Below are 12829 nucleotides of genomic sequence, written 5' to 3' on the forward strand. Positions count from 1 at the left end.
GTGAACCGGGCCGACGTCCCGGGCCGGCGTCAGAGGCGGCCGTGATGACGGGGGCGTCGTGTCGGGATACTCCCCTCCACTGCGTGCGCAAGCATAGGTCATGAGTCCCACGTCGGCAGCATGACCCGCGACACGTCAGGGACCTCGCCCGCGCGGCACGGTCACACCACGCAGAACTCGTTGCCCTCGGGGTCCGCCATGACCACCCAGGCGCCCTCGCGGGGGTCGTCGTGCTCGCGGAGCACCGTGGCACCCGCCGCGACCAGGGTGCCCGCGTGCGCCCGGGCGGCGGCGAGCTTCGCCGGGCGGTCCTCGCGGTCGACGCGGGCGCCCCCGGGCGAGGACACGTCGAGGTGCACCCGGTTCTTCGCGGTCTTGCCCTCCGGGACCCGCTGGAAGTACACCCGCGGCCCCGTGCCCTCCGGGTCCACCAGCGCGTACGCCACGTCGCGGTCCCCCGGGTCGACGCCCCACGCGTCCAGAGCCGCCTCCCACGAGTCGAAGCCCGGCGGTGGCGGCTCCTCCACGTAGCCCAGGGCCACCGCCCAGAACGCGCCGAGCGCGCGCGGCGATCCGGCGTCGAACGTGACCTGGAACCCGTGCCCCATGCTGGCCTCCGTCGTCGTGGCGGTCGGGAGTGGTCGGGACCTCGACCCGCCGGGCCAGGCCGTCGCGGCGGGTCAGGCCGTCGCGGCGTGCATCTGCCGCAGCTCCTTCTTCAGCCCCGAGATCTCGTCGCGCAGCCGGGCGGCGAGCTCGAACTGCAGCTCCGCGGCGGCCGCGTGCATCTGGTCGCTGAGCTCCTGGATGAGCCCGGCGAGCTCCCCGGCCGCCGCGCCCGCCAGCTTGGTCCGCTCCGAGGCCGGGCCGGCCTTCGAGCTGAGACCGGGCACCGGCGCCTTGCCGCGGCTGGACTGCCGCCCGGCGCCGCCGAGCAGCTCCGCGGTGTCGGCGTCCTCCCGGGCCAGCAGGTCGGTGATGTCACCGATCTTCTTGCGCAGCGGCTGCGGGTCGACGCCGTGCTCCAGGTTGTACGCCACCTGCTTCTCGCGGCGACGGTTGGTCTCCTCGATCGCCATCTCCATCGCGGCGGTGATCTTGTCGGCGTACATGTGCACCTGGCCCGACACGTTGCGGGCCGCGCGGCCGATCGTCTGGATCAGCGACTTCCCGGACCGCAGGAAGCCCTCCTTGTCGGCGTCCAGGATCGCGACGAGCGACACCTCCGGCAGGTCGAGGCCCTCGCGGAGCAGGTTGATGCCGACCAGCACGTCGTACTCGCCGAGCCGCAGCTCGCGCAGCAGCTCCACGCGGCGCAGCGTGTCGACCTCCGAGTGCAGGTAGCGGACCCGGACCCCCTTCTCGAGGAAGTAGTCCGTCAGGTCCTCCGCCATCTTCTTGGTGAGGGTCGTGACCAGGACGCGCTCGTCCTTCTCGACGCGGGTGCGGATCTCGTCCAGCAGGTCGTCGATCTGGCCCTTCGTCGGCTTCACGACGACCTCCGGGTCGACCAGGCCGGTCGGGCGGATGATCTGCTCGACCACGCCGTCCGACATGGCGAGCTCGTAGTCGCCCGGCGTCGCCGACAGGTACACCGTCTGGCCGATGCGGTCGACGAACTCCTCCCAGCGCAGCGGCCGGTTGTCCATCGCGCTCGGCAGGCGGAACCCGAAGTCGACGAGGTTCCGCTTGCGGGACATGTCGCCCTCGAACATCGCGCCGATCTGCGGGACCGTCACGTGCGACTCGTCGATGACGAGCAGGAAGTCCTCGGGGAAGTAGTCGAGCAGGGTGTTCGGCGCCGTGCCCGGTGCGCGCCCGTCGATGTGCCGGGAGTAGTTCTCGATCCCGGAGCACGAGCCGATCTGGCGCATCATCTCGATGTCGTACGTGGTGCGCATGCGCAGTCGCTGCGCCTCCAGGAGCTTGTTCTGGCGCTCCAGGTCCTTCAGCCGCTCCTCGAGCTCGTGCTCGATGCCGGCGATGGCGCGCTCCATCCGCTCCGGCCCGGCGACGTAGTGGGTGGCCGGGAAGACGTGCACCTGCTTCTCGTTGCGCACGACCTCACCCGTCAGCGGGTGCAGGGTCTGGATCGCCTCGATCTCGTCGCCGAAGAACTCGATGCGGATGGCGAGCTCCTCGTACACCGGGATGATCTCGACGGTGTCGCCCCGCACGCGGAACGTGCCGCGGGTGAACGCCATGTCGTTGCGGCTGTACTGCATCGACACGAACTGCCGGAGCAGCTGGTCCCGGTCGACCTGGTCCCCGACGTCGAGCGTCACCATGCGGTCGACGTACTCCTGCGGCGTGCCGAGGCCGTAGATGCAGGACACCGACGCGACCACCACGACGTCGCGTCGGGTGAGCAGCGAGGACGTCGCCGAGTGCCGCAGGCGCTCGACCTCGTCGTTGATCGACGAGTCCTTCTCGATGTACGTGTCCGTCTGCGCGATGTACGCCTCGGGCTGGTAGTAGTCGTAGTACGAGACGAAGTACTCGACCGCGTTGTTCGGCAGCAGCTCGCGGAACTCGTTGGCGAGCTGCGCGGCGAGCGTCTTGTTCGGCGCGATCACCAGCGTCGGTCGCTGCAGCTGCTCGATGAGCCAGGCCGTGGTCGCGGACTTGCCCGTACCGGTGGCGCCGAGCAGGGTGACGTCCTTCTCCCCCGCCTGGATGCGCTTCTTGAGCTCGGCGATCGCCGTCGGCTGGTCGCCCGACGGGGTGTACTCGGACACCACCTCGAACGGGGCGACGGTGCGCTGCAGATCGGTGACGGGACGCATGCGTCCACGGTACGACGAGGGTCTGACACACGCGTCGGCCGGGGGCGCCGGTTCGCCGAGGGCGAGCGGGGCGGCGCTCCGACTCGTCCACAGGTCGCGGCGGGTTGCGTCGTCCCCAGGGAGCAGCACCCGGGGACGCGCGGTGCCGGTACGGGCTCGTTACGGTCCCGACATGCCGGCCGACCTCGACGAGCGCCCCGCCTCGCCACCCACCCGCCTCACCGCGGCGTGGGCCGAGGTCGGGCGCCGTCAGCGCGCCGCTGACTTCCGCGACCGGCTGGAGGCGACGCCCACGGGGTCGCCGTTGGTCGGCGCGCTGGAGTCGCTGGAGCGCGACGGGTTCGACGCCCTCGGCGACCACGAACGGCTGGAGGTCGTCGCCGCGGCGGCACGGCTCGAGGCGTGGGCGCACGCCGTCAAGGCGCGGGCGGCAGCGGCGCTCGACCGTCACGCGTCGATGCGGCCGCCCCGCGAGCGTCCCCGCGCGGGGACAGCGCTCGTCTCCCGGAACGTCACCGCGGCGTCCATCGCGATGCGGCTGCGGTGCTCGCCCCGCGAGGCCGACACGCTGGTGCGGGAGGGCCTGAGCTACGGCGGCGTGCTCTCCGACACCGGCGCGGCGCTCGCCTCCGGCACGATCGACGCCCCGCGGGCCCGGGCGCTCGTCGACCGGTTGTGGGACCAGATGCCGCACATCGCGGCGCACGTCCAGGGCGAGGTCCTCCCGCGCGCCGGCGGACGCACCGCCTACCAGGTCCGCCGCGACGTCGAGCGCGCCCTCGTCCTCGTCGCGCCGGACGACGCCACCGACCGGCACCGCGCGGCCCGGGACGCCCGGTACGTGAGCCGTCCGCTGGCACGGCCCGACGGGATGGCGGCGCTGTGGGTGCTGCTGCCCGCCGTGCAGGCCGTGCAGATCGACTGCGTCCTGGAGGCCGCCGCGCGGACCGCCCGCGCGGCCGGTGACACCCGCACCCTGGCCCAGCTCCGCGCCGACGGGATGTGCGACCTGGTGCTCGGTGCCTCAGCCGGCGGCCACGCCCCGACTCCGGTGACCGCCGAGAGCCAGGCCCGCGCGGGTGCGCTCGAGGGTGGCGACGGCGATGACAGCGGTGACGCCGGTGACAGCGGTGACGACACCATCGGCGCGACGGCCGACGCGCTACCGGTCACCGTGACAGCGCCGCAGCGTCCGCGCACCCAGGTCCTGGTGACCGTCCCGCTCTCGACCCTGATGGGCCTGGACGACGGGCCCGCCGAGCTCGCCGGGTACGGGCCGCTCGACGCGGTGCAGGCCCGGGCGCTCGCGTGGCAGGGCACCTGGCGCCGCCTGGTCACCGACGACCTCTCCGGCACGGTCCTGGACGTCGGGCGAACGCGGTACCGACCACCCGCAGCCCTGGACGAGCACGTGCGTGTCCGCGACAGGACCTGCTCGGCACCTGGCTGCCACGTCCCCGCGGACCGCGCGGACCTCGACCACACGCGGGAGTTCCACCGCCTGCCCGGGGACGACACCGGTACGCCACCCGGCGGCACGAGCCACGACAACCTCGGGCCCGCGTGCCGGTACCACCACCGGTTGAAGACCGAGACCGGCTTCACCCTGCACCAGACCAGCCCCGGGACGTTCGCCTGGACCGACCCCACCGGGCACCAGTACCTCGTGACCCCCGGCCTGGACGGCGCGGTGCGGGAGCTGACCGTCCCGCCGCACCACGACGACGCGCCACCCTTCTGAGGAGCCGGGCGACCCCGGACGCGCGCGCCGGCGACCTCAGGCGAGCGTGCCCGCGGCCAGGGGCACGTCCTCCGTGGTCCGCAGCGCCGTCCGCACGATCGCACGCAGTCCCGCCGCGGCCTCCGGCACGCCGAGCGCCGGCGCACCGTCGGGCACCTGCTCCGGCAGCCGCGGCACGTGGACGAACCCGCCTCTCGCCCCGGGCGCGTGCCCGGCGGCGAGGTGGTCGGCCAACGCGTACGCCACCGTGTTGCAGACGAACGTCCCGGCGGTGTTCGACACCTCTGCCGGGACGCCGGCCGCCGCCATCGCCGCGAAGCAGGCCTTCACCGGCAGCGACGAGAAGTGCGCGACGTCGCCCCCCGGGACGACGGGCACGTCGACCGGCTGGGCGCCGTCCTCGTCGGGGATCCGCGCGTCCTGGACGTTGACCGCCACGCGCTCGACGCCCACGGCCGACCTGCCACCCGCCTCGCCCACGCAGACCACGAGGTCCGGCCGCGTCTCCACCAGCAGCTCGGCGAGCCGACGCGGCGCGCGGGCGAACGAGACGGGCAGCACCGCGGCGACGAGCGACGCGCCCTCCGCGGTGTCGTCCCAGTCCTCCGCCACCGCGCGCACCGCCGCCCACGACGCGTTGACCTCCTGCTGCTCGAACGGCTCGAACCCCGTCAGCAGCACGGTCAGGGGACGGGGCGCGTGGGCGGCGGGGCCGGAGGCCGGTGCCTGCGCATCGGTGGTCGTCATGCGTCCACGTCCTGCTCGTCGCGCCGCTCGGCCGCGAGCCGGTCCCACAGGTGGTCCACCTGCTCCCGCAGCTCGTCGGGGTCGCCGGACCCGTCGAGCAGCACGTCCGCGACGGCCAGCCGGTCGTCGTCGGGCACCTGCGCGGCGATGCGCCGCTCGGCCTCCGCGCGGTCCATCCCGCGGGTGCGGACGAGCCGCTCGACCCTCAGGACGGCGGGCGCGTGCACGACGACGACGAGGTGGAACGAGTCGGCGTACCCGGACTCGACGAGCAGCGGGATGTCGTGCACGACGACCGCACCGGGGTCGGCTGCGGCTGCCGCGGCCTCGCGCTCGGCGGCGAGGCGACGCACCACGGGATGGACGATGCCGTTCAGCCGCTCCCGGGCGGCGGGGTCGGCGAAGACCACCGCGGCGAGCCCGGGCCGGTCGAGCGTGCCGTCGGCCGCGAGCACGCCGGGACCGAAGGCCTCGACCACGTCCGCGAGCCCGGCGGTGCCGGGCGCGACGGCCTCCCGGGACAGGACGTCGTAGTCGACGAGCACCGCCCCGCGCTCCGCGAGTCGTGCCCCGGCGACGGACTTCCCCGCCGCGATGCCCCCGGTCAGTCCGATGCGCTGCATCGCCCCATCGTGCCGTGCGGCGCGGCCGGGCGCACGCGTCAGCGGACGACGTGCCCGGTGGCGCGCAGGTGGTCCTTGACCTGGCCGACGGTGAGCTGGCCGAAGTGGAAGACGCTGGCGGCGAGCACGGCGTCGGCCCCGGCGTCGGCGGCTTGCGCGAAGTGCTCGACGGTCCCGGCGCCGCCGCTGGCGATCAGCGGGATGCGCACCTCGCGGCGCACGTCGCGCAGCATCTCGAGGTCGAAGCCACCCTCGGTGCCGTCGGCGTCCATCGAGTTGAGCAGGATCTCGCCGGCGCCGAGCTCGGCGGCGCGCGCGGCCCAGGCGACGGCGTCGAGGCCCGTGCCACGGCGTCCGCCGTGGGTGGTGACCTCGTAGCCGGAGTCGGTGCGGGTGTCGCCGGTCACGCGCCGGGCGTCGACGGAGAGGGTGAGGACCTGGCTCCCGAACCGGTGGGCGATCTCGGCGATGAGCTGCGGCCGGGCGATCGCCGCGGTGTTCACCCCGACCTTGTCGGCGCCGGCGCGCAGCAGGCGGTCGACGTCGTCGGCGGTGCGCACGCCCCCGCCGACGGTCAGGGGCACGAACACCTGCTCGGCGGTGCGCCGCACGACGTCGTAGGTCGTCTCCCGGTCGCCGGAGGACGCGGACACGTCGAGGAACGTGACCTCGTCGGCGCCCTCGCGGTCGTAGCGGCGGGCGAGCTCGACGGGGTCACCGGCGTCGCGGAGGTTCTCGAAGTTCACGCCCTTGACGACGCGGCCGGCGTCGACGTCCAGGCACGGGATGACCCGCAGGGCGACGGACACGGTCACTCCCCTTCCGGCGCGGCGGTCGCGCCCGGGTCGGCGGCGTCCTCGCGCACGGGCGCACGCGTGGCGAGCAGGTCGATGACGAACACGATGGTCTGCCCGGCGAGCTCCTCGCTCTGCGTCGCGCCGAGGGCGTAGGACGGCGGGACGACGACCATCACCTGGCTCCCGACGGCCTGCTCGACGAGCGCCTCGGACCAGGCGGGGACGTCGTCCAGGGAGAAGGTGGCGGGGGTGCCGTTGGTCCAGGTGGACTCGAACGAGGCGCCGGTGGCCCACACGAAGCCGGTGTACTGGACGGTGATGACGTCGCCCTCGGCCACCTGGTCGCCGGTGCCGCGGATCAGCGGCTGGACGACGAGGTCCGCGGGCGGCTCGGTGCCGGTCGGCGTGATGCTGGGGGCGCCCTCGTCGTCGAGGGCGACGGCGGGCATGCCCTCCCGCGGGGCCACGGGCTCGCCGTCGGCGCGGATCGGCAGGACGTCGAGCACGGTGACGGTCGGGTAGGACGAGGCGCTGGCGTCGGACGCGGGGGTCATCTGCAGCAGCCGGGCGCCGACGTTCTCCCCGGAGAGGGTCGCGTAGAGGTCCTTGCCGAGGTCCTCCTCGGTGAGGAGCCGCGGCGTGGGGCTCGTGGAGTACGACTCCTTGACGAGCGAGGCGTCGGAGGCGTTCTCGAGCCAGAAGTCGAGCAGCACGGGCCGCCCGTCGACGAGCTCGGGACCGGTGCCCTCCCACACGGTCTCGTGCATGGCCTCGGGCACCCGCAGCGGGGTCCGGTAGGTCACGGTCGGCGCCTGCCCGGCCTCTCCGGAGACCACGACCTCGGGGGGCGCGGGGTCCGGGGTGGAGCACCCCACCAGCAGCAGCGCCGCTGCGGCGCACGCGGCCACGAGACGTCGCACGTCGTTCCTTCCGAGGGTCCTGCACGGTCGGCGACCACTGTACGGGGCGCGCGGGTGCCCCCGGGACGCCCGGCCTGGTCAGGCCGGTCGGGCCTCGTGAAGGTGTCGGGGGGCCGCCGTCACATGGACTCGATGAGGCGCTCGACGCGGTCGTCGACGTTCCGGAACGGGTCCTTGCACAGCACCGTGCGCTGGGCCTGGTCGTTGAGCTTGAGGTGCACCCAGTCGACGGTGTAGTCGCGACGGGCGTCCTGCGCCGCCTGCACGAACTCGCCGCGCAGCTTGGCGCGGGTGGTCTGCGGCGGCACGGAGGTGGCCTCGAACACCTCGACGTCGGTGGTGACCCGCTCGACCAGCCCCCGCTGCGCCATGAGGTTGTACAGGCCCTCGGTCCGCGAGATGTCGTGGTACGCCAGGTCCATCCGGGCGACGCGGACGTCCCCGAGCTCGAGGCCGTGCTTGGCGCGGTAGCGCTCGATGAGCCGGTACTTGATGACCCAGTCGAGCTCCCGCTCGACGAGGGACAGGTCGCCGGTGCGCAGCGCGCGCAGCCCGCGCTCCCACAGGTCGAGGACCTGCTTGACGTCGGGCCCGGTGTCGGTCTCGGCGGCGACCCAGTCCTGGACCCGGCCCAGGTACTCCTCCTGCAGGTCGACCGCGGTGACGGTCCGGCCGCTCGCGAGGGTGACCGGGTGGGTGCCGGTGACGTCGTGGCTGATCTCGCGGATGGCCCGGATGGGGTTCTCGAGGGTGAGGTCCCGCATCGGCAGCCCGGCCTCGACGAGGCGGAGGACGAGGTCGGTGGAGCCCACCTTGAGCATCGTGGTGGTCTCGGACATGGACGAGTCGCCGACGATGACGTGCAGCCGGCGGTAGTGCTCGGCGTCGGCGTGCGGCTCGTCGCGGGTGTTGATGATGGGGCGCGAGCGGGTGGTCGCGGACGACACGGACTCCCAGATGTGGTCGGCGCGCTGCGACAGGCAGAACACGGCGCCGCGCGGGGTCGCGAGGACCTTGCCCGCGCCGGTGAGCACCTGCCGGGTGATGAGGAACGGCACCAGCACGTCGGACAGCCGCGAGAAGTCGCCCTGCCGGCGCACGAGGTAGTTCTCGTGGCAGCCGTAGGAGTTGCCCGCCGAGTCGGTGTTGTTCTTGAACAGGTGGATCCGGCCGGACAGGCCCTCGTGCTCGAGCCGCTGCTGGGCGTCGGCGACCAGACCCTCGAGGATCCGCTCCCCCGCCCGGTCGTGGGTGACCAGCTGCCGCCAGTCGTCGCACTCGGCGGTGGCGTACTCCGGGTGCGACCCGACGTCGAGGTACAGCCGGGAGCCGTTGCGCAGGAAGACGTTGGACGAGCGACCCCACGCCACGACCTTCCGGAACAGGTAGCGCGCGACCTCGTCGGCCGACAGGCCACGCCCGTCGTCCGCGGCGCAGGTCACGCCGTACTCGGTCTCCAGGCCGAAGATCCGTCGGTCCATGAGCTTCTCCCTAGGGCAGGTCGGACGTGGTCGCCGACCCCAGCAGGTCCTCCAGGACGACGCCGGAGAGGCGTCGGAACGCCCGGCGTGGGCGTGTGCGGTCGAGGACCGCGACCTCGAGCTGCGCGGCGGGGATGACGCGGCGGTCGTCCTCGTCGGCACCGGGAGCGGGAGCGCCGAGCACGCGCACGGCGAGCGCGAGCACGTCGGCGAGCGGCATGCCGGGCACCCAGCCGTCGACGATCTCCTCGCGGAGCCGGTCGGACTGGCCGCCCATGACGACGAAGCCGCGCTCGTCCGCCACCGAGCCGTCGTACGACAGGCGGTACAGCTGGTCGGTCGCGGCGTCCTCGCCCACCTCGGCGACGACGATCTCGACCTCCAAGGGCTTGGACTCCGTGGTGAACACCGTGCCGAGGGTCTGCGCGTACGCGTTCGCGAGGCCGCGCGCGTTGACGTCGCGGCGGTCGTAGGAGTAGCCGCGCAGGTCCGCGTACCGCACGCCGGCCACCCGCAGGTTCTCGAACTCGTTGTACTTGCCGACCGCGGCGAACGCGATGCGGTCGTAGATCTCGGACACCTTGTGCAGGGCGCGGGACGGGTTCTCCGTGGCGAAGGCGATGCCGTCGTCGTAGGTGAGGACCACGACGGACCGGCCGCGGGCGATGCCCTTGCGCGCGTAGTCCGCCCGGTCCTTCATCAGCTGCTCGGGCGAGACGTAGAACGGCATGCTCATGCGGGGGTGTCCTCCTGCCGGGCTCGGGCGTGCTGCGCGGCGCGGTCGGCGGCCACGGCGGCGACGACCTCGCCGAGGGCCTCCTGCCCGACGCGCAGGTAGCCGGCGCCGGTGACGGTCGCGACGACCGGCCAGATCTGCCGCGACTGGTCGGGGCCGCCGGTCGCGGAGTCGTCGTCGGCGGCGTCGACGAGGGCCTCGACGGCCACCCGCACGGCGGCGTCGGCGTCGAGGCCCGGCTGCCAGAGCTTCTTCAGCGAACCCCGCGCGAACACGGAGCCGGACCCGACGCTGTGGTGCTGGTGCTCCTCGTACCGGCCGCCGGTCACGTCGTAGGAGAAGATCCGCCCGGTGCCGCGGTCCAGGTCGTACCCGGCGAACAGCGGCACGACGGCCAGGCCCTGCATCGCCAGGCCCAGGTTGCCGCGGATCATCGTGGACAGGCGGTTCGCCTTGCCGTCGAGGGACAGCAGGGTGCCCTCGATCTTCTCGTAGTGCTCGAGCTCGAGCTGGAACAGCCGCACGAGCTCGACGGCGAGGCCGGCGGTCCCGGCGATGCCGACGGCGGAGTAGTCGTCCGCCGGGAAGACCTTCTCGATGTCCCGGGACGCGATCTGCGAGCCCATGGTCGCCCGCCGGTCACCGGCCATGACGACGCCGCCGGCGAACGTGAGCGCGACGATGGTCGTCGCGTGCGGGGCGGCGGGCGCGCGGGTCACGTCACCCGCGGGGAGCGGGCTCCGCCGGCCGGGCAGCAGGTCCGGGGCGTGCTGGGCGAGGAAGTCGACGAAGGACGACGACCCGGGCGTGGTGAACGCCCCGGGCAGCCGCCCCGCCGAGGTCAGCGGATCCGTCGGCACGCGTCACTGACCGCCCTTCTGCACGAAGCCGCGGACGAACTGCTCCGCGTTGGTCTCCAGCACGTCGTCGATCTCCTCCAGGAGGGCGTCGACCTCGGCGTCGCGCTGCTGGGCGGCGGCGGTCGCCTGCTCGACGTCCGGCCCGTCGACGGGCTCGTCGTCCTCGCGACGGTCCCGAGCGCGTTCCTGACCAGCCATGTGCACCTCCGCCGGTAGATCGGGCACGGGCCGCCGCTGCTGCAGCGGCCCGCAGTGGCACCACCCTAGGCCCTGGTCGGCGCCGCATCACGGGAGCGCGCGTGCACGGCGGGGCGCCCGGCCCGCGACGGGCCGGCGGGGCGCCGCCACCGCTCAGGAGCCGAGGGCCGCCAGGAGGCTGCCGACGTCCGGGGAGGAGTCGAGCAGGCCCGCGACGTGCGCCTTCGTGCCGCGCAGGGGGTCGCGCATCGGGACGCGCTGCAGGGTGGGCGCACCGGGGACGTCGAAGACCACGGAGTCCCAGCTGGCCGCGGAGACGTGCGCGCCGAACCGGGCGATGGTGCGGCCCCGGAAGTACGCCCGGGTGTCCTCCGGCGGGTCGGTGACGGCGGCGGCCACGTCGGCGTCCGTGACCAGCCGCTCGACCGCGCCCGCGCCCACCAGTCGGTGGTAGAGCCCCCGCTCGGGGCGGACGTCGGACCACTGCAGGTCGACGGCGGCCAGGCGCGGGTGGTCCCACTCGAGGTGGTCCCGGCGGCGCAGGCCCTCCAGCAGGCGCAGCTTCGCCAGCCACTCGACCTCCCGCGCGCAGGACGCCGGGTCGGTCGCCAGCCGCTCGAGCAGCGAGCCCCACCGGGCGAGCACGTCGGCGGTCTGCGGGTCGACGTCGGCGGCTCCGCGGCCGATCGCCGTGCGGACGGCCACCAGGTACTCGCGCTGCACCTCGATCGCGGTGAGCCGGCGGCCGTCGGCGAGCGGCAGCCGCTCGGTCAGCGTGAGGTCGTGGCTGACGGTGTGCACGGCGCGCACCGGGTCGGCCAGCGACAGCCGGTCGAGGGTGGCGCCGAGGTCCTTGGCCTCCCCCGACGCGACGCGCTCGATCAGCCACAGCACCAGGGAGGTGGTCCCGAGCTTGAGGTACGTCGGCACCTCCAGCAGGTTCGCGTCGCCGATGATGACGTGCAGCCGGCGCCAGCGGTCCGGGTCGGCGTGCGGCTCGTCGCGCGTGTTGACGATCGGCCGGCGCAGCGTGGTCTCCAGGCCCACCTCCGCCTCGATGTAGTCCGCGCGCTGGGACAGCTGGAACCCGGGCTCCTCCCCGCGCTGCCCGAGACCCACCCGCCCGGCGCCCGTGAACACCTGGCGCGTGACCAGGAACGGCATCAGCCGCGCGGCGAGGTCGACGAACGGGACGGCGCGGTCGACGAGGAAGTTCTCGTGCGTGCCGTAGGTCGCGCCCTTTCCGTCGACGTTGTTCTTGTAGAGCACGGCGTCCGGCATCGCGGGCGTGGACGCCAGCGCGCGGACGGACGCCAGCATGACGAGCTCGCCCGCCCGGTCCCACCGCACCGCGTCCAGGGGGTTCGTGACCTCCGGCGACGAGTACTCGGGGTGCGCGTGGTCCACGTAGAGCCGGGCGCCGTTGGTGAGGATGACGTTCGCGGCGCCCGGGTCCTCGTACTCCTCGACCAGCGACCGCGCGACCTCCTGCGGTCCGTCGGCGGCCGGGTCGTCCGCCGGGGCGCCGCCCGGGACGTCACCCGACGGTGCCGGGCGCTGGGGGTCGTCGGTGAGCAGCGACGGGTGGGCCGCGGCGCGCTGGAGGTGGAAGCCGCGCGCGTCCTGCAGCGGGTCCTCGTCGTCGTAGTCCCAGCGCGCCTTCGCCCGCCCACCCTGCCGGGCGGCGGCGTGCACGGCGACGACGTGGCTGGACAGCAGCATCGGGTTGGCGTTCGGGCGGCCGGGCTGCAGCACGCCGTACTCGGTCTCGATCCCCATCACGCGGCGCACGGTCACACGGGCCACCCTACGGCGGGCGACGGCCGGCACCCCCGGGCGGCGCGCGCCGGAGCGGAGGGCCCCGCCGGGCCCGCACCGGCCCGCCCGGGGGGGGGGCTCCCTCCCCCGGGGGGGCGGGGGCCCCGCCCCGGCCCCCCGGG

The 12829-nt window shown here is 74.1% G+C and carries 12 protein-coding genes; 1 reads left to right on the forward strand and 11 read right to left on the reverse strand.

All coding sequences use genetic code 11. The features are described from left to right. Positions 1-161 precede the first annotated feature (161 nt). Together QNH85_RS02400 and uvrB are read right to left on the reverse strand one after the other, a co-directional pair. Entirely contained in the window at positions 162-608 is a 447-nt protein-coding gene (locus tag QNH85_RS02400; protein WP_282944292.1) for a VOC family protein, read from the reverse strand. A 72-nt stretch (positions 609-680) separates the two neighbouring features. Then, positions 681-2786: an excinuclease ABC subunit UvrB gene (gene uvrB, locus QNH85_RS02405; RefSeq protein WP_282944294.1), complete on the reverse strand. Its 2106-nt coding sequence runs from the start codon at positions 2784-2786 to the stop codon at positions 681-683. 172 nt (positions 2787-2958) lie between these two features. Between uvrB and QNH85_RS02410 the strand changes: the two genes are divergently transcribed. After that, positions 2959-4527, forward strand: coding sequence for an HNH endonuclease signature motif containing protein (locus QNH85_RS02410; RefSeq protein WP_282944296.1), 1569 nt, complete (start codon positions 2959-2961; stop codon positions 4525-4527). A gap of 36 nt (positions 4528-4563) precedes the next feature. Here QNH85_RS02410 and pcp read toward each other — a convergent pair whose 3' ends face one another. From pcp to dop, 9 genes are all read right to left on the reverse strand, one after another. Continuing rightward, complete coding sequence (pcp, locus tag QNH85_RS02415) at positions 4564-5274, reverse strand: pyroglutamyl-peptidase I (protein WP_282944298.1); 711 nt, start codon at positions 5272-5274, stop codon at positions 4564-4566. After that, positions 5271-5897, reverse strand: coding sequence for a dephospho-CoA kinase (coaE, locus tag QNH85_RS02420; RefSeq protein WP_282944300.1), 627 nt, complete (start codon positions 5895-5897; stop codon positions 5271-5273). The genes pcp and coaE overlap by 4 nt, the downstream gene beginning before the upstream one ends. Before the next feature lie 38 nt (positions 5898-5935). After that, positions 5936-6706, reverse strand: coding sequence for an imidazole glycerol phosphate synthase subunit HisF (gene hisF / locus QNH85_RS02425; RefSeq protein ID WP_282944302.1), 771 nt, complete (start codon positions 6704-6706; stop codon positions 5936-5938). A gap of 2 nt (positions 6707-6708) precedes the next feature. Next, a complete protein-coding gene (locus QNH85_RS02430) occupies positions 6709-7614 on the reverse strand; it encodes an FKBP-type peptidyl-prolyl cis-trans isomerase (protein ID WP_282944303.1) in 906 nt (301 codons plus the stop codon). A gap of 119 nt (positions 7615-7733) precedes the next feature. Next, positions 7734-9095 (reverse strand): Pup--protein ligase, encoded by a 1362-nt coding sequence (pafA, locus tag QNH85_RS02435; protein WP_213284211.1) that lies wholly within the window; start codon positions 9093-9095, stop codon positions 7734-7736. A gap of 10 nt (positions 9096-9105) precedes the next feature. Next, complete coding sequence (gene prcA, locus QNH85_RS02440) at positions 9106-9831, reverse strand: proteasome subunit alpha (protein ID WP_282944307.1); 726 nt, start codon at positions 9829-9831, stop codon at positions 9106-9108. Next, positions 9828-10676, reverse strand: a complete 849-nt coding sequence (gene prcB / locus QNH85_RS02445) for a proteasome subunit beta (protein ID WP_282944357.1) — start codon at positions 10674-10676, stop codon at positions 9828-9830. The genes prcA and prcB overlap by 4 nt, the downstream gene beginning before the upstream one ends. A gap of 18 nt (positions 10677-10694) precedes the next feature. After that, a complete protein-coding gene (locus QNH85_RS02450; RefSeq protein WP_146837158.1) occupies positions 10695-10889 on the reverse strand; it encodes a ubiquitin-like protein Pup in 195 nt (64 codons plus the stop codon). A 153-nt stretch (positions 10890-11042) separates the two neighbouring features. Further along, positions 11043-12686 (reverse strand): depupylase/deamidase Dop, encoded by a 1644-nt coding sequence (dop, locus tag QNH85_RS02455; RefSeq protein WP_282944312.1) that lies wholly within the window; start codon positions 12684-12686, stop codon positions 11043-11045. Positions 12687-12829 lie beyond the last annotated feature (143 nt).

It is taken from the genome of Cellulomonas endometrii (assembly GCF_949769265.1).
Taxonomy (GTDB): domain Bacteria; phylum Actinomycetota; class Actinomycetes; order Actinomycetales; family Cellulomonadaceae; genus Cellulomonas; species Cellulomonas endometrii.

Excerpts from the sequence above, each read along its gene's own strand:
- QNH85_RS02400 (WP_282944292.1), bottom strand. The coding sequence starts at position 608 with ATGGGGCACGGGTTCCAGGTCACGTTCGACGCCGGATCGCCGCGCGCG.
- uvrB (WP_282944294.1), bottom strand. The coding sequence starts at position 2,786 with ATGCGTCCCGTCACCGATCTGCAGCGCACCGTCGCCCCGTTCGAGGTG.
- QNH85_RS02410 (WP_282944296.1), top strand. The coding sequence starts at position 2,959 with ATGCCGGCCGACCTCGACGAGCGCCCCGCCTCGCCACCCACCCGCCTC.
- pcp (WP_282944298.1), bottom strand. The coding sequence starts at position 5,274 with ATGACGACCACCGATGCGCAGGCACCGGCCTCCGGCCCCGCCGCCCAC.
- coaE (WP_282944300.1), bottom strand. The coding sequence starts at position 5,897 with ATGCAGCGCATCGGACTGACCGGGGGCATCGCGGCGGGGAAGTCCGTC.
- pafA (WP_213284211.1), bottom strand. The coding sequence starts at position 9,095 with ATGGACCGACGGATCTTCGGCCTGGAGACCGAGTACGGCGTGACCTGC.
- prcA (WP_282944307.1), bottom strand. The coding sequence starts at position 9,831 with ATGAGCATGCCGTTCTACGTCTCGCCCGAGCAGCTGATGAAGGACCGG.
- QNH85_RS02450 (WP_146837158.1), bottom strand. The coding sequence starts at position 10,889 with ATGGCTGGTCAGGAACGCGCTCGGGACCGTCGCGAGGACGACGAGCCC.